The organism is Enterobacter sp. SA187 (assembly GCF_001888805.2).
Taxonomy (GTDB): Bacteria; Pseudomonadota; Gammaproteobacteria; order Enterobacterales; family Enterobacteriaceae; genus Enterobacter_D.
On the sequence record NZ_CP019113.1, the window covers coordinates 4,238,182 to 4,263,050 of the forward strand.

The window sequence follows — 24,869 nt, forward strand, 5'->3', positions numbered from 1 at the left end:
GAAATGAGCCTGACTGAATAATCGCGCCTGCCCCCTAACAATGCACTCGCAAACGTTTGCCTGGGCTGTTAGAATTGCGCCGAAATTTATTTCTACCGCAAGTAAACGCGTGGGGACAGAAGCAGTGACCGATAAAACCTCTCTCAGCTACAAAGATGCCGGTGTTGATATTGACGCGGGTAATGCCCTGGTTGACCGTATCAAAGGCGTGGTGAAGAAAACCCGTCGCCCGGAAGTCATGGGTGGACTGGGTGGCTTCGGCGCGCTGTGCGCATTGCCGCAAAAATATCGTGAGCCAGTGCTGGTTTCCGGCACTGACGGCGTGGGCACCAAACTGCGTCTGGCGATGGATCTGAAACGCCACGACACCATCGGCATCGATCTGGTCGCCATGTGCGTGAACGACCTGGTGGTCCAGGGCGCGGAGCCGCTGTTTTTCCTTGACTATTACGCCACCGGTAAACTGGACGTGGATACCGCCTCAAGCGTGATCAGCGGTATCGCCGAAGGCTGTCTGCAATCGGGCTGTGCGCTGGTCGGCGGTGAAACGGCAGAAATGCCGGGCATGTACCACGGCGAAGATTATGACGTCGCCGGTTTCTGCGTCGGTGTGGTAGAAAAATCAGAAATCATTGATGGTTCAAAAGTGGCCGACGGCGATGTGCTGATTGCGCTGGCCTCAAGCGGCCCGCACTCAAACGGTTATTCGCTGGTGCGCAAAATTCTGGAAGTCAGCGGCAGCGATGCGGAAACCACTGAGCTGGAAGGCAAACCGCTTGCCGATCACCTGCTGGCGCCGACACGCATCTATGTGAAGAACATTCTCGAACTGATTGAGCACGTCGACGTTCACGCTATCGCTCACCTGACCGGCGGCGGTTTCTGGGAAAACATTCCGCGCGTGCTGCCGGATAACACCCAGGCGGTAATCGACGAAGCGTCCTGGCAGTGGCCAGCCGTGTTCAACTGGCTGCAAACGGCCGGTAACGTCAGCCGCCATGAAATGTACCGCACTTTCAACTGCGGCGTGGGTATGCTGATCGCCCTGCCGGCAGCAGAAGCGGATAAAGCTATTGAGCTGATGAATGCTAAAGGCGAAACCGCCTGGAAAATCGGCGTTATCAAAGCCTCCGATTCCGCCGAACGCGTGGTCATTGCGTAATGAAAAATATCGTGGTGCTTATTTCCGGTAACGGCAGCAATTTGCAGGCCATTATCGATGCCTGTAAGCAGAAAAAAATTAACGCCACGATCCGTGCGGTTTTCAGTAATAAGGCCGACGCGTTCGGCCTTGAACGTGCGCGCGAAGCTGATATTCCTGCGCACGCCCTGACCGCCGATCTTTTTGCCAGCCGCGAGGCATTTGATCGTGAACTGATGCAGGAAATCGACGCCTACGCCCCGGATCTGGTGGTTCTGGCCGGTTACATGCGTATTCTCAGTCCCGCGTTTGTGGCGCACTTTGCCGGACGTCTGATCAACATTCACCCTTCCCTGCTGCCGAAATATCCGGGGCTGCATACCCATCGTCAGGCGCTGGAAAACGGCGATACGGAGCACGGCACCTCGGTGCACTTCGTGACGGATGAACTCGACGGCGGCCCCGTAATTCTACAGGCCAAAGTACCGGTTTTTGAGGGCGATACCGAAGCGGACATTACTGCGCGCGTACAGACCCAGGAACATGCGATCTATCCGCTGGTGGTGAGCTGGTTTACCGAAGGCCGCCTGGCGATGCGCGATAACCGCGCGTGGCTGGATGGCGTACCGCTTCCGCCGCAGGGCCATGCCTGCGACTGATCCATAAAACGCATCGCGGCATGAATTCCGCCCGCGATGCGCTTATTTTATTCACAGAATCAATAATAAATTCCAGTTTATTTTCATCTGCGCGGCGAGTAAAATTCGCGCTGGTTATTTATCTCTGGAGCAATGGATTATGCTCAAAAACTTTCGTTTTATTCTCGCCACCTGGATTTTACCTGCGCTGCTGTTGTTTTACGCCTGCGGTCAGTTCATTCATATAAATAAATCACATGATAAAGTTGTATCTATTTATCAGATTTATGAAACTTCTACTGAAATTATCAAATCCTATATCTCTCCGCCGTCAAAACCGGATAAAGAATACCTGCAGCATAAAGCTAATGCCGAACTTTATGCCCGGTTCCCGCCGGAAATGTTCGCCTTTATGAAGGTGGTCACCGCCGAATGGTATTTGTCGATCTCAAGTATGGTATGCGCCCTGCTGTCGCTGTTTTGCGGCATTCTGGCCCAGCGCTTCTGCCTGCGCTGTCGGGATATGGTGGGCCATAGCGAAGATGGCGACGTCAGCCTGTTTAACTGGTTTCGTAACCTGCTCGGGTGGACCAGCGCGGCACAACTATTATTTCTGATCCTGGCGCTGTTAACCATTATTGTTTTCGATATGCTGTGGTTCTCTTATCCGGTTAAGAAAAACGAAACCTGGGAGATGGTATATATCGTCGGCGAAACCCTGGCCGGATTTATTGGCGTGGTGCTGCTGTGTAATCTGGTGAAGGTCGCCGATTGTCTGCGCTTATTTACTATTCAGGCGCGGGTATTATGCGCTATTCCCCTCCCCGAACAGGACGAGCCGCAATTATGGCAGTGGCTGCGGACGCTGTGTGCGGAACATGACGTCGCGCTGCCGGATAATATCGTGGTGGGTATGAACAGCGCGTATTACGCCACAACCGAAACCCTGCAAATAAAAGGCGGGCCGCGGCTGACGGGCGTCACCCTGCACCTGCCGCTGCGTCAGATCGCCACGGTGAATAAACGCCGACTCTCAGACGATGTACTGGCGGCGCTGGGCGATATTAAAATCATCTCCCCTTACGATGAACAGGATCTGCTGACGCCCTGGGCGAGCCTCGAACTGAACAGGCTGCACAGCGACGATCGGCTGAAACGTCATCCACTGGCCGACGCGCTGCTCAACCCGGCGCTGACGCTGTGCGGGCTGTTCCTCGGGCCGTTCAGCCGGGCGATTAATGAAAACGTGCAGGGGCAGCTCTGGACGATCTCCTCGCTGACCATTAAAAACGACGCCGTACACGCCGCCGGGCTGTTCTCCAGCCTGCGCTATCTGGCGACACGGCTGGCGCAACAGCTGCCACATGGCGGTATCAGCGCCTGATGGTCTTACGCTTCGCCTCTTCCCCGCTTTTACCAGCGGGGCTTTTTTTATTGCCACCGCTAAAATCAGTAAATAACCCCGCAACCTTGCTCTCTTTACTCACATAACTGAAACAGTTTACTGTCATACTTCCCTGTCACAATTGGACAACCTGTGGCAAAGCTCGCCATAATGAAGGCAGAGACGGATTGCCACGAACCGTGATTGAACCGGAGTGTGAGTTGTAATGGGTCAGGAAAAGCTATATATCGAGAAAGAATTAAGCTGGCTGGCGTTCAATGAGCGCGTCCTTCAGGAAGCCGCGGATAAATCGAACCCGCTTATCGAACGCATGCGTTTTTTGGGTATCTATTCCAACAACCTTGATGAGTTCTATAAAGTGCGTTTTGCCGAGCTGAAACGCCGGATCATCATCAGCGAAGAGCAAGGCTCTAACGCCCATTCACGCCATTTACTCGGCAAGATCCAGGCCCGCGTGCTAAAAGCCGATCAGGAATTTGACGGCCTTTATAATGAACTGCTGCTGGAAATGGCCCGTAACCAGATCTTCCTCATCAACGAACGCCAGCTTTCCGTTAACCAGCAGAGCTGGTTGCGTAACTATTTCAAACACTATCTGCGCCAGCACATTACGCCCATTCTGATTAATCGCGAAACCGATCTGGTGCAGTTCCTGAAAGACGATTACACCTATCTGGCGGTGGAAATTATCCGTGGCGACGCCATCCGTTATGCATTGCTGGAGATCCCGTCCGACAAGGTGCCGCGTTTTGTCAATCTGCCGCCGGAAGCGCCGCGCCGCCGCAAGCCAATGATCCTGCTGGATAACATTCTGCGCTACTGTCTCGATGATATTTTCAAAGGCTTCTTTGATTACGATGCGCTCAACGCCTACTCGATGAAAATGACCCGTGATGCCGAGTATGACCTGGTGCATGAAATGGAAGCGAGCCTGATGGAGCTGATGTCCTCCAGCCTGAAACAGCGTCTGACCGCCGAGCCGGTGCGCTTTGTTTATCAGCGGGATATGCCTGACGCGATGGTGGAAATGCTGCGCGACAAGCTGACCATTTCGCGCTATGACTCCATCGTGCCCGGCGGCCGCTATCATAACTTCAAAGACTTTATTGGCTTCCCGAACGTCGGCAAAGCCAATCTGGTGAATAAGCCCCTGCCGCGTCTGCGCCATATCTGGTTCGATAAATTCCGTAACGGATTCGATGCCATCCGCGAGCGCGATGTGTTGCTGTACTATCCGTACCACACCTTTGAGCACGTGCTGGAACTGTTGCGTCAGGCGTCGTTCGATCCGAGCGTGCTGGCGATCAAAATTAACATTTACCGTGTGGCGAAAGATTCGCGCATTATTGATGCAATGATCCATGCGGCGCACAACGCCAAAAAAGTCACCGTGGTGGTGGAGTTGCAGGCGCGTTTCGACGAAGAAGCCAATATCCACTGGGCGCGTCGTCTCACCGAGGCGGGCGTACACGTGATCTTCTCCGCGCCCGGACTTAAGATCCATGCCAAGCTGTTCCTCATCTCCCGTAAAGAAGGCGATGAAGTGGTGCGTTATGCCCATATCGGCACCGGTAACTTCAACGAAAAAACCGCGCGCCTGTATACCGACTATTCACTGTTGACGGCGGATGCGCGGATCACCAACGAAGTGCGTCGGGTATTTAACTTTATCGAGAATCCATATCGTCCGGTAAACTTCGACTACCTGCTGGTTTCGCCGCAAAACTCCCGTCGCCTGCTGTATGATATGATCGACCGCGAAATTGCCAACGCGCAGAACAACCGCCCGTCCGGGATCACCCTGAAGCTGAATAACCTGGTGGATAAAGGCCTTGTGGACAGGCTGTATGCGGCCTCGGGTTCAGGCGTGATGGTAAATCTGCTGGTGCGCGGTATGTGTTCGTTGATCCCACAGCTTGAGGGCATCAGCGACAATATCCGCGTGATCAGCATCGTTGACCGTTATCTTGAACACGATCGCGTTTATATTTTTGAAAACGGGGGCGATAAGCAGGTTTATCTCTCCTCCGCCGACTGGATGACGCGTAATATTGATTACCGTATTGAAGTGGCAACGCCGCTGCTGGATCCGCGCCTGAAACAACAAATACTGAATATTGTGGATCTTCAGCTTAACGATACGGTTAAAGCGCGTTATATCGACAAAGAGCTGAGCAACACTTATGTACCCCGTGGTAATCGCCGTAAAGTGCGCTCGCAACTGGCGATTTACGATTACATCAAATCACTCGAGCAGCCCGACTAATCTATGCCTATAAATGATAACGCCCCTCGCCCGCAGGAATTTGCTGCGGTCGACCTTGGTTCGAACAGTTTCCACATGGTGATTGCCCGTGTGGTGGATGGCGCGATGCAGATCATCGGCCGTCTGAAGCAGCGCGTGCACCTGGCCGACGGGCTGGACGATAAAAATATGCTCAGCGAAGAGGCAATGGAGCGCGGGCTGAGCTGCCTTGCGCTGTTTGCCGAACGTTTGCAGGGCTTTGAGCCGTCCAGCGTCTGCATTGTCGGCACCCATACCCTGCGCCAGGCGCTGAACGCCTCGGAGTTTTTAAAACGCGCCAGCGAGGTGATCCCCTATCCCATTGAAATCATTTCCGGCAACGAAGAAGCGCGGCTGATTTTTATGGGCGTGGAGCACACGCAGCCGGAAAAAGGCCGCAAGCTGGTGGTGGATATTGGCGGCGGCTCGACGGAGCTGGTGATTGGTGAAGATTTCGAACCTAAGCTGGTGGAAAGCCGCCGTATGGGTTGCGTGAGTTTTGCGCAGCTCTATTTCCCTGGCGGCACCATCAGCCGGGAAAACTTCCAGCGGGCGCGCCTTGCCGCCGTACAAAAACTGGAAGGTCTGGCGTGGCAATACCGTATTCAGGGCTGGAATGTCGCGCTGGGCGCATCCGGCAGCATCAAGGCCGCCCACGAAGTGTTGCTGGCGATGGGCGAAAAGGACGGTTTTATCACGCCGGAACGCCTGGATCTGCTGGTCAGTGAAACCCTGAAGGCCAAAAGCTTTGACGCGCTGAGCCTGCCGGGTCTGTCAGACGAGCGTAAAGCGGTGTTCGTGCCGGGGCTGGCGATCCTCTGCGGCGTGTTCGACGCGCTGGCGATCCGCGAGCTGCGTCTTTCCGACGGCGCGCTGCGTGAAGGCGTGCTGTATGAGATGGAAGGTCGTTTCCGCCATCAGGATATTCGCAGCCGCACGGCACAAAGTCTGGCGAATCAGTACAATATCGACCGGGATCAGGCGAAGCGCGTACTGGAAACCACCATGCTGATGTACGATCAGTGGCTGGCGCAAAATCCTAAGCTCGATAATCCGCAACTGGCGGCGCTGCTGCGCTGGTCAGCCATGCTGCATGAAGTGGGCCTGAATATTAATCACAGCGGTATGCACCGTCATTCAGCCTATATTCTGCAACACAGCGATCTGCCGGGCTTCAACCAGGAGCAGCAGATGATGATGGCGACCATGGTGCGCTATCACCGCAAGGGGATCAAAATTGACGATCTGCCGCGTTTCGCGCTGTACAAAAAGAAGCATTACCTGCCGCTGATCCAGTTGCTGCGCCTTGGCGTGCTGCTGAATAACCAGCGTCAGGCCACCACCACGCCGCCGACCCTGCGTCTGAAGACCGATGACAATCACTGGACGCTGAGCTTCCCCCATGACTGGTTCAGCCAGAATGCGCTGGTGCTTTTTGATCTCGAAAAAGAACAGGAGTACTGGCAGTCGGTTACCGGCTGGATGCTCAAGATCGAGGAAGAAGACGCCCCGGACAACGTGGCCGCCTGATCGCCTCCGCCGTCATCGCCTGCTCAGGCGCGCAATGACGGCAAAGCTGCTCTTTCAACCAGGCCGCTCAGCGGCTCTGGTTTGCCAATCAGATAGCCCTGCATATAGTCGATCCCCAGCTCCATGGCCGCGCGGAGGATCTCCTCGCTTTCTACGTACTCCGCCACCACCTGCATCTTTTTCATGCGCGCCAGATGAACAATGGACGCGACAATCTGATAATCGAGGCTGTTCGAGGTGATATTGCGGATAAAGCTGCCGTCGATTTTTAAAATATCGGCATTAACGTTTTTCAGCCGCGCATAGCTGGCATAGCCGGTGCCAAAATCATCGATCGCCACCCGGCAGCCCATATGTTGCAGCTGTCCGAGGGTCTGATTAGCCTGTTCGATGTTGGTAAGGGAATTGCTTTCCGTCACTTCGAAAATCAGTTGCCAGGCTTCGATATTCCAGGCTTTCAGCAGGCGGCTGACTTCCAGCGTAAACTGCGCGCGGCAGACGGACGACGGGGAAAGGTTGATGGCAAAACGCTGACCGGGCAGCACATCGCGATGGGCATCCATAAAGCGTAACGTATTTTCTATTACCCACTTGTCGATGCGCGACGACAAACCAAGTTCGTGCGCCACCGGCAGGAAGCTGTCCGGGCCGATATATTCGCCGTTATCCCCTACCATGCGCAGCAGGATCTCATGATAATTATCGCCGCGGATGCCGGCGATGGGCTGGGCAAGCAGCACAAAACGATCCGCTTCCAGCGCCTGCTGGAGCCGGTTCATCATCTCGACTTTATCTTTCAGGCCGCGCTGTAAGCTGGCGGCGCCGCGACGTTGCAGGCTTTCCGGATGATTGGTCGCCAGCGACAGATCCGCCACTGTGCTTAACTCGCCCAGCAGCAGGTAAAGATGGACGACGGGTGAACGCACGTAGCAATAGCTGATCCCCACCTGCGGCTGTAGCGGCATGCCATCCCAGACGAAGCGGAACTGTTTGATCCTGGCGTCCAGCGCGTCAATACGCTCTTCATAGGATTCCGTATTCAGACGGATCACCAGATCGGGCCCCGAAAGATGATAGACATCCTCATGGGTATGCAGATCCTGACGCACCCACTCTGCCAGTTTTTGTTTGTACTGAATGCGCAGCATGACGCCGTAATTACGTCCTAACATTTCCAGTTCAGGGACACGCAGAAAACAGAGTACCGACCAGGGCGTATCCGCCAGCGCGCGGTTCAGCGCCCGCAGGTTAGGCATGTGCATCACCGGATCGAGGTAAGCGAGTTTTCGGACGCGAACATGGGCCATACGTTCGCTGGTGGCCAGCATCGACATATAGTTAATGATGAATGAGAACACCAGATAACTGGACGAGGTGATGGTCAGCTGGATGCCATAGTCCTGGCGGACCGGCAGGTAACAGTAAAAATAGTGCACCGCGACGATAAGAAACGGCGTCCAGACCACCGACATAAAACGATAGCCGAAGCGCATCGCTCCCCACAGCATTACCGGCATTAACAGCGTCAGCGTGTAGTTGGAGCTGAAAATGGTACTTTCTTCATTCATGGGTTGCAGTAAAAAACCCAGGATGACGATGAGTAAGCCAAGCCACAGCACGACTTCAACCCGTGAGCATCGCGGATGGAATTCACGTCGCATCTGGGTAATAAAACTGCGCACATAGCGCGGATGGCGGATGATACGGATCAGCAGATAGCACATCGGTATGCCGGTCAGACAGCCTACCATCAACGCCTGAAAATTGATCAGCGTACGAACGCTCCACGGACTGGAACCTGCCATCATGCTGTAGTTATTGTACATGCCGAGGTAAGTCGCCAGCTGGAAGATAAGCAGAATAATGGCGGCAGGACAGATCACCTGCCAGAAAAGGCGCTGCCCCATTAAATCGGCATTTCCGTACGACACCATATGCCGTCGCGTGACAAAAAGGCGATACCCCGCCCAGCTAAGGATGGTCGGGATAAGAAAATGGACAGTTTTCGCCAGGATTTCCATACCGCCGGTATGGGGGTAGTAGTGGAAAACCAGCGCAAGCGTGATGCCAGGCAGCGCCGCCCAGCCAAAAAACAGCATCAGGCTGATAAAAAATGCCAGCGGCAGATAGTAGAGCGTAACGACACCGCCAGCAATCTGGGTGGATGTATTAGCAAGGATAACGAATGGCAGTAAAACAACAGGGAGGAAAAGCGGTAGCGCCCACCATTGATCTTTGTATTGTTGATACCTTTTTAAAAAAGTCATAGATGCTCGTCAGAAAACCCAGGGTCCAGGAGGGGCGTTTCAGGCAGGCATCCAACCCGTCTGTAAAGGTACGATTTCGTGAAGTCTGTTGCGATTTTAGTTATGTACTGCCATGAATAACTGATCTGCATCAAAAAAGCGGCCCACACTAATCAACAATTACACATTTAATCATTCCTGCACTTTATTTATAGATATTATGAATGTTTCACGCCGGAATATATAATTCTGATTAATATTTTTTTGACGATTTTTTACATTATTGTGAATTGACCTGCATCTGGCTTTGTGCCTTAATAACGTACCGCCCGTCGATCGGGCTTACCTTATAGGACCCCTTGTGAGTCAGGCAAACAGTATGCGAAAACGACATCGATTTGACAGTCGCATGACCCGTATCGTACTTCTCATCAGCTTCTTCTTCTTTTTTGGCCGCTTCGTCTATTCCTCCATTGGCGCCTGGTATCATCATCAGGATAAAGCCCAGTCTCAACAGATTAGCCAGACTATCGACCCCACCGCACAACGCTAAGACTTCACCCTGTCAGACAGCACGCTCCTGTTAGCGTGGGCATTCCTGCGTCCGTAAAAATTTACCCTGTAACCGCCCTGCGCTGACAGGTGGCGGCTCCTGCACGAACCCTCCCCCAGGGGTCGCTCTTTTATTCATCTATACTCATAATGACTTACCGGCTGCACTTTTGCGTAAAATGATCCGTTCGCCTCATTTTACCCGCTAGAATCTAAGGAAAATCTGAGGGAATGAAAGAAACTATACGCAAGCACATCATTTCCTGGGTTGAAGAGAATATCTATTCTCTGGCAAACATTGACGATCTGACCAAAGTGTTAGGCTATAGCAGACGTACTATTGAAACCTGGTTTAAGCAACAATATGGTCAATCGTTGGGTGATTACATCCTTAAACGGAGAATATGCCGTGCAGCAGTGTTGATCCGCATGACGTCACTGCCAATCACCGAAATTGCATACTTATTTCATTATCAGAGCAGTCAGGGGTTTGCCAGAGCCTTTAAAAAATTTACTGGCCTGTCGCCCACAGATTATCGCAGATCAGACGTCTGGGAATTTGATAAATTACAGCCTTCATTGTTGCTGAAAGACGTCCAGTTGCCGGAGGTGGAGTTATGCACCATTACGCGGGAATTTGCTTACAACCACACGATGACAGTGCATGATCATATTTTTGAGCCAGCTGTATCTGACGTGACGAAAAGCATTAAAAAATTATTACTTGATAGTGAAGAAGTCATAAAAGAACTGGCTATCTCAGCTAAGCACTCTGCGCTGTTAAGTAAAGGACGCGAAAGTATAGTCGATGTTGATATCTCCTGGGCGACATCAACGAAATCAGCAACAGCAGAAAACACTCATCTTTTTAGTGGTAATTATGCAAAAATGAATTTCGAAGGGGACTGGGATACCTATGGAGCTTTTAGCAAAATTGTTTATATGCTCATCATGACCAAATATAAATTAAAGCTGCGTCATGAAATACACTTAATGAAATTAAATTTTTATTCAGAGGAATGCGTAAACTTCAGCATTTTCATTCCGGTAATGTAATTAAAAAATCTGTCGATAGTTATTAAAAGCTGAAAATATAATGCACCCTCTTTAACCTGGGCTGTAGCATACAGCATGATTTTAATTTACTAATCAATACCTGTATTATGAAAGATTTAATCATTATTGCTGATTCAGTGTTTTCAAATACTACACCGCAATTTCACTTATTATCATTATTGATATTAATCGCCACGGACGTCGCGGCGTTTTCAGCGATCCTTGTCAAATATTATTGTGATAACCGTAAAAAGCATTATCTACTGCTGAGCATGGCTTTTCTGGCGGGTGCACTGTTTTACACAGAAAGTACCTCCATCGTCTATGACGCGACGACATGGCGCCCCATCGATTTCGTGCGATCAATGAGTAAAGCCGCAAATCCTGGAATATTTAACCTGGCAAGACAAGTATGCACCATGAGCTTTATTTTTGCCGCGCTTTTGATGTATGCCGCGGATATAAAAGAGCATGGCAAATGCCTGAAGAATGACAGCATCATATTATCCCTGTCAGCGGCATATATTATCTGTGTATATATCGCCGCCTGTTATCTCTATAAAGATGCAGCTATCCCATCGCCTGGGCATCCCGTGGCACTAAAAAATATGGACTATGCCCGTTATGCCTGTGGTGCGCTCGCGCTGGTATTGTTTGTGCTGGTTGTTTATTACAACAATTTTAACAACACCCTTTGGAATGGCATTGCCGCGCTGATGCTGACAGAAATGCTGTGCGTTATGATTCTTTATATTTATGGCCAGGAGAGTATTGTAGCCTGGAACCTGATTAGGGGCATAAAAGTGAGTTGCCGTTTGCTCATCACGGCTTTCATCATCGCCGATACCCTCACCTCGTTAAAAAAGGTGTGCCATATGCGCATGTACGATGCATTAACAAAAGCCTATAACCGCACCTATTTTCTTGAGGAAATAGAAACACTGCTGGCGCACAAAAACAAAAAAAACGGATTCAGTGTACTGTTACTTGATCTGGATAAATTCAAAGAGATTAACGATACCTTCGGACATCAAAAAGGCGATCAGGTGCTTCAGGAATTTGCACAGGTGATCCGCAACAATCTTGGCTCAAAAGATATTTTTGCCCGTCTCGGCGGTGATGAGTTTGCCATTATATTACCCGCCGCTTCTGAAAAAGAGGCGCAATATGTGGCGGACAACATATGCAAAAACGTCGCGCGGCTTTCCCACTCCTCCTCCCTGGGATTACCAGGCGAGATAACCGCGAGCATCGGTATTTACCGTAGTAACGGTACGGAAAGCGTGAAAGATATTATCGGCTTTGCTGACGTGGCGCTCTATGAAGCGAAACGTGAAGGCAAGAACAGAAGCATCGTTTTTGATGGCGATTATTACTCGATGACTACCTGAAAATAAATGAGGCATGAGATGACTGTTGATAATTTTCCGCTCAACGAACGGGATATTGATTCTGTCGCTTTTTCTGTCGCTTTTAGCGAGTGGCTGGGCATTGACAATTTGCAGGCGTGTACGCTTACCGGCCTGACGCCGCAGGAGCGAAAAATATTTGAGGAAAAGCTTTCCCGCTATCGTATTTTTTGTCAGACCGCGTCTGGAGAAGAATTTTTTTCTCACCGGTTGTTTCAGGATCAAAAATGAAAGCAAGCTTTTAGCTCGCGGATCAGAAAAGCTAACCCTTTCCGGTCCATAAATAAAATAACTTTAGCGTCACCATTATGTCTTTATCAGGCAAGGGACAGTATCACTCTGATAAATTACATGAGGGCCTATGTTTAACGTAAAGAAAAGCAGTGTAAAAAACCCGTTATAAATTAATTGCAGTTTGTCTGGCGTCTTTTTTTAGCTGCCAGGTTAATGCACAGCCTCAGAATTATGATGCGCTGGTACGGGAAGCCAGAAACGGCAATACCACGCCCGCGCTGGCCTGGTTCGCCTCCCACGCATCGCTAAACAATCAGCAAATTGCAGACTGGTTACAGATCGCCTCCTGGGCAGGCGAGGATGCGCAGGTGATTTCTGTATATGAGCGCTTTAGCCAGCAAAACTTACCGCTGCGGGCTTATCCGGCGGCGGCTAAAGCTTATCGCAATCAGAAACGCTGGTCTGAATCATTACAGCTCTGGAAACGTTTATGGGACAAGGATCCTGCCAATGCCGACTATCAGCGGGGGTATTTATTAACGCTGGCGGACAGCGGTAATCATAAATCCGCTATAGAACACGTAAATACGTTGCTTAAGAAGGATCCGGACAGCCGTAACTATCTGGCGGCGGCCTGGGTGTATCGACTCGCCGGACAGGAGCAGAATGAACTTTTTGCCAGTACGATGGCGATGCAGCATTCATCATCAGGCACGGGTGTTAAAGAATATAAGGAGGCGCTGCAGGATAACGATCTTTCGTATGTGTTGCTGAAAGAGAATGGATCTCACGCTGATCCTGATGCTCGTGCCGGTTATGCTGCCGAACTTGTACGACTGGCGTTTATGCCAACCCGTAGCGAATCCGAGCGCTATAACATTGCCGATCGCGCGTTAGCCACTTACCAGTCATTATTAAGTGAGTGGAAGGATAAAAAAGAGCTGGCCCCTTACTATCGCCGCGCCCTTATTGATCAAATGGGTGCGCTGCTTGCACGCGACAGGCATAAGGATGTGCTTAAGCAGGAAAAAATACTGAAAAGTGAAGGTATCGCGCTTCCCGAATATGCCCGCTACTGGGTCGCATCGGCCTATTTGCATGAAAAGAAACCGCAGCAAGCCGAAGCAATGCTGAAAGACCTTTTCTACAGCAAGGGAGTATTAAAAGAAAACGTTACCGAAGAGCAACGTGCCGATCTGTTTTATAGCCATCTGGAAAGCAATCGATTTAAATCGGCGTCGCTGCTGACAAATCATATTCTGAAAAAAGAGCCTGTTCATACTTATATGCCAGGTTCGCCGCTGCCTTTGCCAAATAACGAATGGTTGCTGGGCCATCTGTTTTTGGCCGAGCTGCATGAATATGCCAACGACCTTCCTGCGGCTGAACGTTACCTGCGTAATCTCAAAGACAGGGCACCGGGTAACCAGAACCTGAAAATTGACTATGCGCGAGTGCTGATGGCCAGAGGCTGGCCGCGTAAGGCTGAGAAGGAATTAAAGAAAGCGGAAGTGCTTGAGCCGACCAACATTTCGCTGGAAGTAGAACAGAGCTATGTCGCAATGGCGCTTCAGGACTGGCGACACGCTGAACTGTTATTAGCGGACGTGCAAAAACGCGATCCGGCAAATTCTGCGGTGAAAGAGCTGAAACGGGCCCACGATATTCATCATTCCGCGGAGCTGCGTGTTGGCGCAACAGTCGATCTGGATTCTGACAGCCCTGATTCCGGCCGCCATGACAACAGCTTTACCACGACCATTTATACCCCGCCGCTGGCAAAAAACTGGCGGGCATTTGCGGGCTTTGGCGAGATCAACAGTCATTTCACCGAAGGCCAGGGTAACGTTCGCGACTGGTCAGCAGGCTTAGAGTGGCGTTCGCGCGATATCTGGATGGAAGGCGAAATCATGGAGCGTCATTTTAATCATGGCGATAAATTAGGCGGCCGCTTCTCGGCGCGCTATGACCTTAACGATAATTTCAGTATCGGTACGCAGGCGGAGCGTATTTCGCGTCGCACCCCTGCGCGTGCCTTAAAGCATGGCATTACCGCTAACAGTGCCGAAGCCAGCGTGCAATGGCAGAAAAAGAAGATACTGCGTACTTTTATAATAGTGCTTGGCATCAGCATGCTTACAGCCTGTAACGATCACCGAAAGGTATCGTTTTCTTCACCGGACATACGGCAAAAATTACGTGCGGAAAATCCCTGGCCTGACAACAGCTTTATTGTGCTGGCTTACCATGACGTTGAGGACGAGAGTGCCGATCAGCGCTTTATGTCGGTACGCACCAGCGCGCTACGGGAGCAATTTTCATGGCTGCGGGAAAATGGCTATCAGCCTATTAGCGTGGAGCAAATTCGCGCAGCTCACAGAGGCGAAATAACCTTACCCACCAAAGCCGTTTTGCTGAGCTTTGACGACGGTTATCAGAGTTTCTATACCCGCGTTTTCCCACTACTGAAAGCCTATCAGTGGCCCGCTTTATGGGCTCCCGTGGGCAGTTGGGTCGATACGCCAGCCAATAAAAAGGTAAAGTTTGGCGATGAGTATATTGATCGCGAGAAAATCGCGACATGGCAGCAAATTGCTGAACTTGCCCGCTCGCCGCTTGTGGAAATAGGCGCTCATACCTGGAACTCCCATTACGGTGTGCAAGCTAACCCCAGCGGAAGCAAATTGCCAGCCATCGCTAACCGTTTCTATAACCCGACAACCTCGACCTATGAAACGGAGCAACAATATCGTCGACGCGTTAGCGCCGACGGTAAAAATATCGCTGAGCATCTAAAAAAATATACCGGCAAACAACCCAAATCCTGGGTGTGGCCGTATGGTGCGGAAAATGGCGTGGCCATACAGGAGCTCAAAAAGCTGGGTTTTGATACCTTCTTTACGCTTGAGGACGGACTCGCCACGGTAGATAACCTGGACGCGATCCCACGCCTGTTAATTGATAATAACCCGTCGCTGATTGATTTTGCGCAAATGGTCGCCAGCGTGCAGGAACAGTCAGAGATGCGTTCAATCAGCGTGAGCATTGATAGCATTTATGATGTCGATAAAAACCGGCAGGAGAAGAATATTGATCTTCTTGTTCAGCGCATTAAAGACATGAATGTGAGTACGGTATTTTTACAGGCATCGGTAACGCCGGTAGCAAATAGCGCCACTCGCGAGGTGTATTTCCCCAATCGCTGGTTACCTGTCCGAGAAGACCTGTTCAATCGTCTCGCCTGGCAACTCAGGACGCGCACGGATGTGGCGGTGTATGCCTCAATGCCGCTGTTGAACTGGGACTTCAGCCCGGTCGGGAAAGACAAGCCATCACAGGTGATCGATGACGTCACCTGGCAAAAAATACACGACATGTATGAGGACCTGGCCGCACACAGCGTCTTTGACGGCGTTGTTTTTGTCGATGAGAAAGCGTCCCGTGAACGGGAGTTCACCAACAAGTCGACGTCCACCGCGCTAACGGTTTCTCTGGCGAATACGGTTAAATCTGTTCGCGGACCGTCGATAAAAACGGCACGTCAGATTATCGCCATGCCGGAATTGCACCCGCAAATGGACGACATGTTTAATCGACGTATTCAGGAATCATTACGCCTTTACGACTGGACGATAGTTGTCGCTAATCCCTACCGGGCGAAGCAAGACAAAAAGTTTGCCAGTAAGTGGCTACAGCAGCTTGCCCGCTATATCACCAGCTTCTCTGCTGCGAACGATAAAGCAATAGTGCAATTAGAAACGCAATCTGTTGATGCTAAAGACATTGCCAGCTGGATGGAGTTATTACAACTCAACGGCGTAAAAAATTATGGTTACACCCCGGACGATCTTATTACTGGTGAAGATCACGTCCGCGTAATAAGTCCTGAGATCTCAACTAACTGGTATCCAGAAAATGAATAATCGTATTGTTTCGCTCATTATCCTGTGACTGGTGGTGAGCATTCCGCTGGTGATAGCCCTGTTATTTTCCGTTGAAACGATGCTTCGCTTTGTTTTCTTCTGGCCCTTTTTTATGTCTGTTTTATGGATGGCCGGGGGGCTGCTGTTCTGGTTCAGTCGTGAACGGCACTGGTCATGGGGGCGGGAAGATGATGTTCCCACGCTAAAAGGCAAGCCGCTGGTTTCGGTAATTGTCCCCTGTTATAACGAGGAGAACAACGTCGCCGAAACCATCGAATCGGTGCTGAAACAGCGTTACAAGAATATTGAAGTGATCGCCGTCGACGATGGCTCAACGGATGGCACAGGATTTATTCTTAATCGTCTGGCGAAACAGCATTTACGGCTGCGCGTTATCCATCTGGCGCATAACCAGGGCAAAGCCATCGCGTTAAAAACCGGCGTGGCGGCGGCGAAAAGTGAATGGTTAGTATGCATTGATGGCGATGCAAAACTCGATCGTGACGCGGTGGCTTATATTGTGGCGCCCATGCTTGAGAATCCCCGCGTCGGAGCGGTTACAGGTAACCCGCGTATTCGCACCCGCTCAACGCTAATCGGCAAAATTCAGGTCGGTGAATTCTCCTCTATTATCGGCATGATTAAACGCACGCAGCGCATGTACGGCCAGATATTTACCATCTCCGGCGTGGTAGCGGCTTTCCGCCGTACAGCGCTGGCGGATGTGGGCTACTGGAGTGAGGATATCATTACTGAAAATATTGATATCAGCTGGAAGCTACAGCTTAAGCACTGGAGCATTTTTTATGAACCGCTCGCATTGTGTTGGGTATTGATGCCCGAAACCTTAAAAGGTTTATGGAAACAACGTTTACGCTGGGCGCAGGGCGGCGCGGAAGTCTTCAGAAAGAATATGACGCGACTGTGGCAGTGGAAAAACCGCCGTATGTGGCCGCTATTTACTGAATATTGTCTTTCCACCGCCTGGGCTTTTACCTGCGTGATCAGTTTTATCCTGTTTCTTGCCAGCCCGCATGGCGCAATGACGCTGTCAAATATGGCGATGGATGGACTGGCGGGGATCATTTTGTCCTGTATTTGCATCGCCCAGTTTGCGGTCAGCCTGCTTATCGACAGCCGCTATGAGAAAAACCTCGCAGGCGCACTCTTCTGGGTCATCTGGTTCCCGGCCATTTACTGGGTGCTGAGCCTGATGACGACAATAGTCGCCTTTACCCGGGTAATGATTATTTCACAGACTAAACGGGCGCGCTGGATCAGCCCGGATCGTGGTATTGAAAGAGGTTGATATGGAAAATCACATCATTTGCACAGAAACGCGACCATTACGTTATGGCCTTGACCTGTTCCTGACCTGTATTGTCTGGTTGCTGTTTATCAGTTTATTAGCGTTAAGCCTGATAAAATTCTTCAATCCTGAAATATTAGGGGAAGAAGTGATCCATCGACTGAAGGTTTACTTTTATTTCTCCTGTCTGAATGCCATAGGTCTTATTATCTGGGCGACCTACAATCGTCTCCGTTTTCGGTATGAGAGGCGCAATAACGCCCAGCGCATTCAGTTGCCGAACCTGATGGCAAGCCTGGATGTGGACGCTGATACGTTCATGGAATTGCAGAAAGCGCAGCGCATTGTGGTTACGCATAACGACCATGGTCAAATTCAGAAGGTCACGCGTTTGTGACCGGAACAGGCATATCCTGCTGCCTGTAACGCATAAAAAGCCCGCGCCTGCGCGGGCTTGAAATGTGATCTTAATTGACGCTTTAGCTTTTAATTGAACCGTGACTCAGAAGCCTGCCAACTATAAGTATTATCTGCCGTTAACGAATCCCCAAGCTCCTGATAGGCGAAATCATAAAACTCTGCGCAGGCATCGTAACCCGAATAGTCCACCACCGCAAGACCAACGAATGCCCCGGTAAAGAAGCCGCCATAACTTTGCAGCACATAGTCGTCCGAGAGAATAGCGGAATCTAATGTAACGGGAATTTCAGTGAAAGTGATCCCATCAAAGCTGTATTCATAGGTGTAGGTTTCCTTGCGGACTTTCGTGCGAAACCAGACGTAATGAGTGTGCTCAGGGATCTTAATGGCGTCGTCTTTCAGATATGAAGTATATTTCCCACGGTTATTCTCAGCAATTTCAATGACAGCACCGTTAATTTCATTCCAGGTGATAAAAATAAAGCTCCAGTGGCGATCGTTATAATAGTTCGTTAACCCGGCCATTTGCTGATAATTAACGGGATCAAATTTGACTTTGACCTGTGCATCAAAATAGAAGGCCTGCCAGCGGCGGGCAATCAGCGACAGGTCATGGGTATTCGCCAGCGAGCCCTGCCCCCTTAACGTCAATTTACCCTCGCCCGTTGTGCCCATTTTTTCGGTGAACGGTACCCGGAGCGTATTCCAGTTAAGATCCAGTGTCGGCGATCGGAAGTCATCATACTGGCTATGATCTTTTGCGCTTTCGGTGTGGATAGCATCAGCTGGCCTTTCGACAAAAGTTTTGCCGCCATGCCCCCCTTCAATGCGGGGCCAGCCATCCTGATCCCAGTACACTTTCTGGATAGAGGTTTCTCTGCCGAGAGTTGACCAGCCACGGGGATCATAAACCGACTCGCCAGGACGATTCCACGGGCGGGCGCAGAGCGAGGCATAATACCATTCACCTTTGGGCGTTGAGACTAAAGAGCCATGCCCCTGCTTCTGAATATAACTGTCTGGCGTATCGACATTCGTCAAGAATACGTCTCCCGGCGCGGTTTCGAAACTGTCCGCTTCCAGGGTGCTGGAACGTGCCACCACTTCCTGGTGAGTAAACACCGTCCCTCCCTGCGCGGCAAAGAGATAATAATACCCGTTCAGTTTATAGAGGTGTGGCCCTTCAACAAGCGCCACCGCGGTGCCCCGGTAAATCGTTCGTGCGGTTTCAGGCTTTAATTTCAGCGTCTGTGTATCAAGCTCAGTTAACGTGATGCCATTAAAAGGATGGTGATATTCCCGGTGGTCCCAGGTTTGTTGAACCAGATATTTACGACCATCGTCATCATGGAAAAGTGAGGCATCAAAACCGACGCCATTAAGCTTCACAGGATCTGTCCATGGACCACGAATATCCGTTGCGGTGGTCAGATAATTGGTCATATCTTTAAAAGCGCCCTCTGTGACTTTCACATCCGTATAAACTAACCAGAATTGGCCATCGGCATAAGAGAGCGCGGGTGCCCAGATACCACCAGACGAAGGATTGCCTTTCATCTCCAGAAGCGTGGTGGTTGACAATGGCGCAGGCAGAAGCTCCCAGTGTTGCAGATCTTTTGACTGATGTAAGCGAACGCCCGGGAACCATTCAAAGGTTGAATTTGCGATATAGTAAGTGTCGTCAACACGAATAATACTCGGGTCGGCGTTAAAGCCAGGCAATACAGGATTTTGAATAAGCGACATATCATTACACCTTTCTTAAATTTTATTTATTGTTAATTTTTCTGACTACACACGAATCTCATCAAGCTGACGATTGATATCAGTGACATGTTTGTCTGAGATTGGATAGATTTGCATGACAATCATTGAAATCGCAGCTAACAGGATTGGGATCCAGACCGCGGTAATGACGATACCGTCCAGCGCGTGGGCGCTTTGCTGCGCTCCGGTTTCATTAAAGCCATAGGCCGCCAGTAACCAAAGGGGAATAGCGCCGCCGATGGTAAAACCAATTTTGAAAAACAGCCCCATGATGGCATTGATGATAGCGGCGTTGCGCTTACCTGATTTTAACTCGCCATAGGCGATAACTTCAGGCACCAGCGCCCACATGAAACCGGTCGCCGAGGTTAAGCCCCACTGTTTAATGAAGGTAGCTATATAGGCAAGCCAGAGCGCATCATGCATACCTTCCCGTGACCAGACGTACGTCAGCAATTCACCTGCGATAAACATGCCGAGGAAAAGATGAAAGAAGCCTTTTTTACCAAAAATTTTCTTCAGTTTTGGCCAGAAAACAGGGAATAAAATGCCGGGGATTGAGGCGACAAGGCCAATCGCACCCATCCATTCTGAATGCCCCACCACGTACTGATTGAAAAAGCCATTAACGGTGTTCATGAAAAACATGAACGTAAACGCCAGCATGAAAAACAGTCCGAGAATAACCAGCGGCCGGTTATTTTTCAGTTCAAGGAACAGGTCTGTGGTTTTTACACTGGCCGTTTGTTCTGCTGTCGCCACAACACGTTCTTTGGTGAATTTATAACAGATGAAAAGCGCTACCGCCCCTAAGAACATATAAACTGAATACACCCCAAACCAGGCGTAGTTAGCGGAGGGATCGGTATAGTTGCCCATATTCAGTTCAAGGCCAAAAAAGCCGGTATCCTTAAGAGTGCGATCTTTGGGCGCGGCCATCTGCACAAACATTGGAAAGAGCGTATAGACCAGCAGATTAGCGCTATTCGCCAGCATCATTCGCGTGCTGGTCAGTTTATCAATAGATTCCGGATCTCTTGTCAGTGACGCATTAAGTGAACCATAAGGAATGTTCACCACGGAATAAAGTAAATCCAGCGCCAGATAAATAATAAATGCAAAAGCAACCGATCCCCTGATGCCGGGAATAGGTGCAAAAAGCAAAGCGGAGAGAATGACGAGTGGAACGCCTGCTCTTAAAAGCCACGGGCGATATTTTCCGGCAGGCGAACTTCTTTTGTCCACCCAGGTTCCCACCATCGGGTCCCAAAAGACATTGATGATACGGACAAACAGGAATATAAACCCGGCAGTCGCCGTACTGATGGTATTCACCGTCAGCATGTGAAGCGCCAGAAAACCGCCTACCGTACCGAACACCAGGTTTTGAGCAAAGTCGCCCATGCCATAACCGATACGCTCGCCGCGGGTTAATATATGATATTCATCATGCCGGTTGTGCTTTGTGTTTCCACTCATTTTAATCAGTTCTCCGGACTCTTTTGTGTAGGTGAAACACTTTCTGACACATGTGACTAAGGAGAATCCATTACGTTTTTGAACTAATTAATTATGTTTTTTTATTTCTGTGATCATAGATACAAAAGCTTTTCGCCGTTATTTTTTGCGAAGCGGCTCACGTTTGAGCATTATCTTAATGCGGGTGTGAAATAACATAATTGAACAACTGGCGGGGAAAATACAGGATGGATTATGTCTGAGCAAAAAATATCAGGCATAAAAAAACCCGCAATTATGCGGGCTTTTTATCGGGAATACCTGTTGGGGTCAGGTTAATCTTATTCCCATTCAATCGTTGCTGGCGGTTTGCCGCTGATGTCATACACCACGCGGGAAATACCATTCACTTCATTGATGATGCGGTTGGAGACACGGCCGAGGAAATCATACGGCAGGTGCGCCCAGTGTGCGGTCATAAAGTCGATGGTTTCCACCGCGCGCAGGGAAACAACCCAGTCGTATTTACGGCCATCGCCCATCACGCCAACAGAGCGAACCGGCAGGAATACGGTAAAGGCCTGGCTCACTTTGTTATACAGATCGGCTTTACGCAGCTCTTCAATGAAGATCGCGTCAGCACGGCGCAGCAGATCGCAGTACTCTTTCTTCACTTCGCCCAGCACACGCACGCCAAGTCCCGGACCCGGGAACGGGTGACGGTACAGCATGTCGTACGGCAGGCCCAGCTCCAGACCGATTTTACGTACTTCGTCTTTGAACAGCTCGCGCAGCGGTTCAACCAGGCCCATCTTCATCTCTTTCGGCAGGCCGCCCACGTTGTGGTGCGATTTAATCACGTGCGCTTTACCGGTTGCGGAGGCCGCAGACTCGATAACGTCAGGATAAATAGTCCCCTGCGCCAGCCACTTCACGTCTTCCAGCTTCAGCGCTTCTTCGTCAAACACTTCCACGAAGACACGGCCGATAATTTTACGTTTCGCTTCCGGATCGTTCTCGCCCGCCAGCGCATCCAGGAAGCGCGCTTCGCCTTCCACGTGCACAATGTTGAGACCAAAGTGATCGCCGAACATATCCATCACCTGCTGAGCTTCGTTCAGACGCAGCAGGCCGTTATCCACGAATACACAGGTCAGACGGTCGCCAATGGCGCGGTGCAGCAGCATGGCGGTCACCGAGGAATCCACGCCGCCGGACAGGCCGAGGATCACTTTGTCGTTACCGACCTGCTCACGCAGGCGCACCACGGCGTCTTCGATAATTTTTGCCGGGGTCCACAGGGCTTCACACTCACAGATGTCGAGTACAAAGCGCTCCAGCAGACGCTGACCCTGACGAGTGTGGGTCACTTCCGGGTGGAACTGTACGCCATAGAAGCGTTTTTCTTCGTTCGCCATAATGGCAAACGGGCAGCTTTCGGTGCTGGCGACGGTCACAAAGTCATCCGGGATCGCGGTAACTTTATCGCCGTGGCTCATCCACACGTCGAGCAGCGGATTGCCGTCAGCGCTCAGGGAGTCTTCGATACCGCGTACCAGCGCGCTGCTGGTTTTAACTTCAACCTGCGCATAGCCGAATTCACGCTCGTTCGAGCCTTCTACATGACCGCCGAGCTGCATCGCCATGGTCTGCATGCCGTAGCACACGCCCAGTACCGGAACGCCTGCGTCAAACACATACTGCGGCGCGCGCGGGCTGTTATGCTCGGTGGTGCTTTCCGGGCCGCCGGAGAGGATGATACCGCTTGGGTTGAACTCACGGATCTGTGCTTCCGTGACATCCCATGCCCAGAGTTCGCAGTAAACGCCCAGTTCGCGCACGCGACGGGCCACCAGCTGTGTGTATTGCGAACCAAAATCGAGGATAAGAATGCGATGCTTATGAATATTTTCCGTCATTGACGCTAATTCCGAGGCAAGTAAAACAAAATCGCCCGGCATTAAGCCGGGCGTGGAAACGATCAGGAGCCCATACGGTAGTTCGGCGACTCTTTGGTAATGGTCACATCGTGAACGTGACTTTCCTGAATGCCTGCACCGCTGATGCGTACGAATTCGGCTTTGGTACGCAGCTCGTCGATGGTAGCACAGCCGGTCAGCCCCATACAGGAGCGCAGGCCGCCCATCTGCTGGTGAATGATCTCTTTCAGATAGCCTTTATAGGCCACGCGGCCTTCGATACCTTCCGGCACCAGTTTGTCAGCGGCGTTATCGGTCTGGAAGTAACGGTCAGAAGAACCTTTGGACATCGCGCCCAGCGAACCCATGCCGCGATAGGATTTGTAGGAACGTCCCTGGAACAGTTCGATTTCGCCCGGGGATTCTTCGGTACCTGCCAGCATAGAGCCGACCATTACCGCGCTTGCGCCAGCGGCGATGGCTTTGGCGATGTCGCCGGAGAAACGGATGCCGCCGTCAGCGATAACCGGAATACCGGTGCCTTCCAGCGCTTCCACCGCGTCAGACACGGCGGTGATCTGCGGTACGCCCACGCCGGTCACGATACGGGTGGTACAGATGGAGCCAGGACCGATACCCACTTTTACCGCGCTCACGCCAGCCTCGGCCAGCGCACGTGCGCCTGCGCCGGTGGCGACGTTACCGCCGATGATTTGCAGATCCGGGTATTTGGCACGGGTTTCACGAATGCGTTGCAGCACACCTTCAGAGTGACCGTGAGAGGAGTCGATCAGCAGGACGTCAACACCGGCGGCGACCAGCGCGTCCACGCGCTCTTCGTTGCCCGCGCCTGCGCCTACGGCCGCGCCAACGCGCAGACGGCCATGCTCGTCTTTACAGGCCTGCGGTTTACGTTCGGCTTTCTGGAAGTCTTTAACGGTGATCATGCCGAGCAGATGGAAATTCGCGTCAACCACCAGCGCTTTTTCCACGCGTTTTTCGTGCATTTTGGCAAACACGGCGTCGCGCGCTTCGCCTTCACGCACGGTAACCAGGCGCTCTTTCGGCGTCATATAGACGCTGACCGGCTGGCTTAAATCGGTAACAAAACGCACGTCACGACCGGTAATAATACCGACCAGCTCGTTGTCAGCGGTGACAACCGGGTAGCCTGCGAAACCGTTACGTTCGGTCAGTTCTTTCACTTCGCGCAGCGTGGTGGTTGGCAGTACGGTCTGTGGATCGGTAACAACACCGGATTCATGTTTTTTGACGCGGCGGACTTCTTCAGCCTGACGCTCAATGGACATGTTTTTGTGGATAAAGCCGATGCCGCCTTCCTGTGCCAGAGCAATCGCCAGACGCGCTTCCGTCACGGTGTCCATGGCTGCGGAGAGCATAGGAATATTCAGGCGAATGGATTTCGTCAGCTGGGTGCTGAGATCGGCGGTATTCGGCAGAACGGTGGAATGAGCGGGAACAAGGAGGACGTCGTCAAACGTCAGGGCTTCTTTAGCGATACGTAGCATGGGCAATATCTCTGACCGGGTGGTTAAATATTGCCGTGGCATTATACAG

At 51.2% G+C, this 24,869-nt stretch carries 17 protein-coding genes; 12 read left to right on the forward strand and 5 right to left on the reverse strand.

The window, feature by feature from the left end:
- The first annotated feature begins 124 nt into the window (after positions 1 to 124).
- The 5 genes from purM to ppx all read left to right on the forward strand — a co-directional run bounded on the left by purM (position 125) and on the right by ppx (position 6,998).
- Positions 125 to 1,162, forward strand: a complete 1,038-nt coding sequence (purM, locus tag BMF08_RS20275; protein ID WP_072569503.1) for a phosphoribosylformylglycinamidine cyclo-ligase — start codon at positions 125 to 127, stop codon at positions 1,160 to 1,162.
- Positions 1,162 to 1,800 carry a phosphoribosylglycinamide formyltransferase gene (gene purN, locus BMF08_RS20280; RefSeq protein WP_072569309.1) on the forward strand — a complete coding sequence of 213 codons (639 nt, stop codon included), beginning with the start codon at positions 1,162 to 1,164 and terminating at the stop codon, positions 1,798 to 1,800. Before purM ends, purN begins: the two co-directional genes overlap by 1 nt.
- A gap of 139 nt (positions 1,801 to 1,939) precedes the next feature.
- Positions 1,940 to 3,163 (forward strand): hypothetical protein, encoded by a 1,224-nt coding sequence (locus BMF08_RS20285; RefSeq protein WP_072569310.1) that lies wholly within the window; start codon positions 1,940 to 1,942, stop codon positions 3,161 to 3,163.
- 226 nt (positions 3,164 to 3,389) lie between these two features.
- Positions 3,390 to 5,450, forward strand: a complete 2,061-nt coding sequence (ppk1, locus tag BMF08_RS20290; protein WP_072569311.1) for a polyphosphate kinase 1 — start codon at positions 3,390 to 3,392, stop codon at positions 5,448 to 5,450.
- A gap of 3 nt (positions 5,451 to 5,453) precedes the next feature.
- Complete coding sequence (gene ppx, locus BMF08_RS20295) at positions 5,454 to 6,998, forward strand: exopolyphosphatase (protein WP_072569312.1); 1,545 nt, start codon at positions 5,454 to 5,456, stop codon at positions 6,996 to 6,998.
- A gap of 23 nt (positions 6,999 to 7,021) precedes the next feature.
- Here the strand turns inward: ppx and BMF08_RS20300 are convergent, their stop codons facing one another.
- Complete coding sequence (locus BMF08_RS20300; protein ID WP_072569313.1) at positions 7,022 to 9,265, reverse strand: EAL domain-containing protein; 2,244 nt, start codon at positions 9,263 to 9,265, stop codon at positions 7,022 to 7,024.
- A 340-nt stretch (positions 9,266 to 9,605) separates the two neighbouring features.
- On the opposite strand from BMF08_RS20300, the gene BMF08_RS20305 reads away from it, so the two are divergent.
- The 7 genes from BMF08_RS20305 (at position 9,606) to pgaD (ending at position 18,124) form a co-directional block, all read left to right on the forward strand.
- Positions 9,606 to 9,797 (forward strand): YfgG family protein, encoded by a 192-nt coding sequence (locus tag BMF08_RS20305; RefSeq protein WP_072569504.1) that lies wholly within the window; start codon positions 9,606 to 9,608, stop codon positions 9,795 to 9,797.
- Positions 9,798 to 10,027: 230 nt separating this feature from the next.
- Complete coding sequence (locus BMF08_RS20310; protein ID WP_072569314.1) at positions 10,028 to 10,852, forward strand: helix-turn-helix domain-containing protein; 825 nt, start codon at positions 10,028 to 10,030, stop codon at positions 10,850 to 10,852.
- Positions 10,853 to 10,959: 107 nt separating this feature from the next.
- Complete coding sequence (locus BMF08_RS20315; RefSeq protein WP_072569315.1) at positions 10,960 to 12,243, forward strand: GGDEF domain-containing protein; 1,284 nt, start codon at positions 10,960 to 10,962, stop codon at positions 12,241 to 12,243.
- An 18-nt stretch (positions 12,244 to 12,261) separates the two neighbouring features.
- Positions 12,262 to 12,492 carry a hypothetical protein gene (locus BMF08_RS20320; protein ID WP_072569316.1) on the forward strand — a complete coding sequence of 77 codons (231 nt, stop codon included), beginning with the start codon at positions 12,262 to 12,264 and terminating at the stop codon, positions 12,490 to 12,492.
- A gap of 242 nt (positions 12,493 to 12,734) precedes the next feature.
- Positions 12,735 to 16,418 (forward strand): poly-beta-1,6-N-acetyl-D-glucosamine N-deacetylase PgaB, encoded by a 3,684-nt coding sequence (gene pgaB / locus BMF08_RS21515; RefSeq protein ID WP_442778384.1) that lies wholly within the window; start codon positions 12,735 to 12,737, stop codon positions 16,416 to 16,418.
- 28 nt (positions 16,419 to 16,446) lie between these two features.
- Entirely contained in the window at positions 16,447 to 17,727 is a 1,281-nt protein-coding gene (gene pgaC, locus BMF08_RS20330) for a poly-beta-1,6-N-acetyl-D-glucosamine synthase (protein WP_234007235.1), read from the forward strand.
- Positions 17,714 to 18,124 carry a poly-beta-1,6-N-acetyl-D-glucosamine biosynthesis protein PgaD gene (pgaD, locus tag BMF08_RS20335; protein WP_158684904.1) on the forward strand — a complete coding sequence of 137 codons (411 nt, stop codon included), beginning with the start codon at positions 17,714 to 17,716 and terminating at the stop codon, positions 18,122 to 18,124. Before pgaC ends, pgaD begins: the two co-directional genes overlap by 14 nt.
- A gap of 89 nt (positions 18,125 to 18,213) precedes the next feature.
- Here pgaD and BMF08_RS20340 read toward each other — a convergent pair whose 3' ends face one another.
- The 4 genes from BMF08_RS20340 to guaB all read right to left on the reverse strand — a co-directional run bounded on the left by BMF08_RS20340 (position 18,214) and on the right by guaB (position 24,820).
- Positions 18,214 to 19,893 (reverse strand): glycoside hydrolase family 43 protein, encoded by a 1,680-nt coding sequence (locus BMF08_RS20340; protein WP_072569319.1) that lies wholly within the window; start codon positions 19,891 to 19,893, stop codon positions 18,214 to 18,216.
- Positions 19,894 to 19,938: 45 nt separating this feature from the next.
- Complete coding sequence (locus BMF08_RS20345) at positions 19,939 to 21,393, reverse strand: MFS transporter (protein ID WP_072569320.1); 1,455 nt, start codon at positions 21,391 to 21,393, stop codon at positions 19,939 to 19,941.
- A 320-nt stretch (positions 21,394 to 21,713) separates the two neighbouring features.
- Positions 21,714 to 23,291, reverse strand: a complete 1,578-nt coding sequence (guaA, locus tag BMF08_RS20350; protein WP_072569506.1) for a glutamine-hydrolyzing GMP synthase — start codon at positions 23,289 to 23,291, stop codon at positions 21,714 to 21,716.
- Positions 23,292 to 23,353: 62 nt separating this feature from the next.
- Positions 23,354 to 24,820 (reverse strand): IMP dehydrogenase, encoded by a 1,467-nt coding sequence (gene guaB, locus BMF08_RS20355; protein ID WP_158684905.1) that lies wholly within the window; start codon positions 24,818 to 24,820, stop codon positions 23,354 to 23,356.
- Positions 24,821 to 24,869 lie beyond the last annotated feature (49 nt).

What these genes read in the sequence shown, in the direction of transcription:
- purN (WP_072569309.1), top strand. Translation starts at nt 1,162, where the DNA reads ATGAAAAATATCGTGGTGCTTATTTCCGGTAACGGCAGCAATTTGCAG.
- BMF08_RS20285 (WP_072569310.1), top strand. Translation starts at nt 1,940, where the DNA reads ATGCTCAAAAACTTTCGTTTTATTCTCGCCACCTGGATTTTACCTGCG.
- ppk1 (WP_072569311.1), top strand. Translation starts at nt 3,390, where the DNA reads ATGGGTCAGGAAAAGCTATATATCGAGAAAGAATTAAGCTGGCTGGCG.
- ppx (WP_072569312.1), top strand. Translation starts at nt 5,454, where the DNA reads ATGCCTATAAATGATAACGCCCCTCGCCCGCAGGAATTTGCTGCGGTC.
- BMF08_RS20300 (WP_072569313.1), bottom strand. Translation starts at nt 9,265, where the DNA reads ATGACTTTTTTAAAAAGGTATCAACAATACAAAGATCAATGGTGGGCG.
- BMF08_RS20310 (WP_072569314.1), top strand. Translation starts at nt 10,028, where the DNA reads ATGAAAGAAACTATACGCAAGCACATCATTTCCTGGGTTGAAGAGAAT.
- BMF08_RS20315 (WP_072569315.1), top strand. Translation starts at nt 10,960, where the DNA reads ATGAAAGATTTAATCATTATTGCTGATTCAGTGTTTTCAAATACTACA.
- BMF08_RS20320 (WP_072569316.1), top strand. Translation starts at nt 12,262, where the DNA reads ATGACTGTTGATAATTTTCCGCTCAACGAACGGGATATTGATTCTGTC.
- BMF08_RS20340 (WP_072569319.1), bottom strand. Translation starts at nt 19,893, where the DNA reads ATGTCGCTTATTCAAAATCCTGTATTGCCTGGCTTTAACGCCGACCCG.
- BMF08_RS20345 (WP_072569320.1), bottom strand. Translation starts at nt 21,393, where the DNA reads ATGAGTGGAAACACAAAGCACAACCGGCATGATGAATATCATATATTA.
- guaA (WP_072569506.1), bottom strand. Translation starts at nt 23,291, where the DNA reads ATGACGGAAAATATTCATAAGCATCGCATTCTTATCCTCGATTTTGGT.
- guaB (WP_158684905.1), bottom strand. Translation starts at nt 24,820, where the DNA reads ATGCTACGTATCGCTAAAGAAGCCCTGACGTTTGACGACGTCCTCCTT.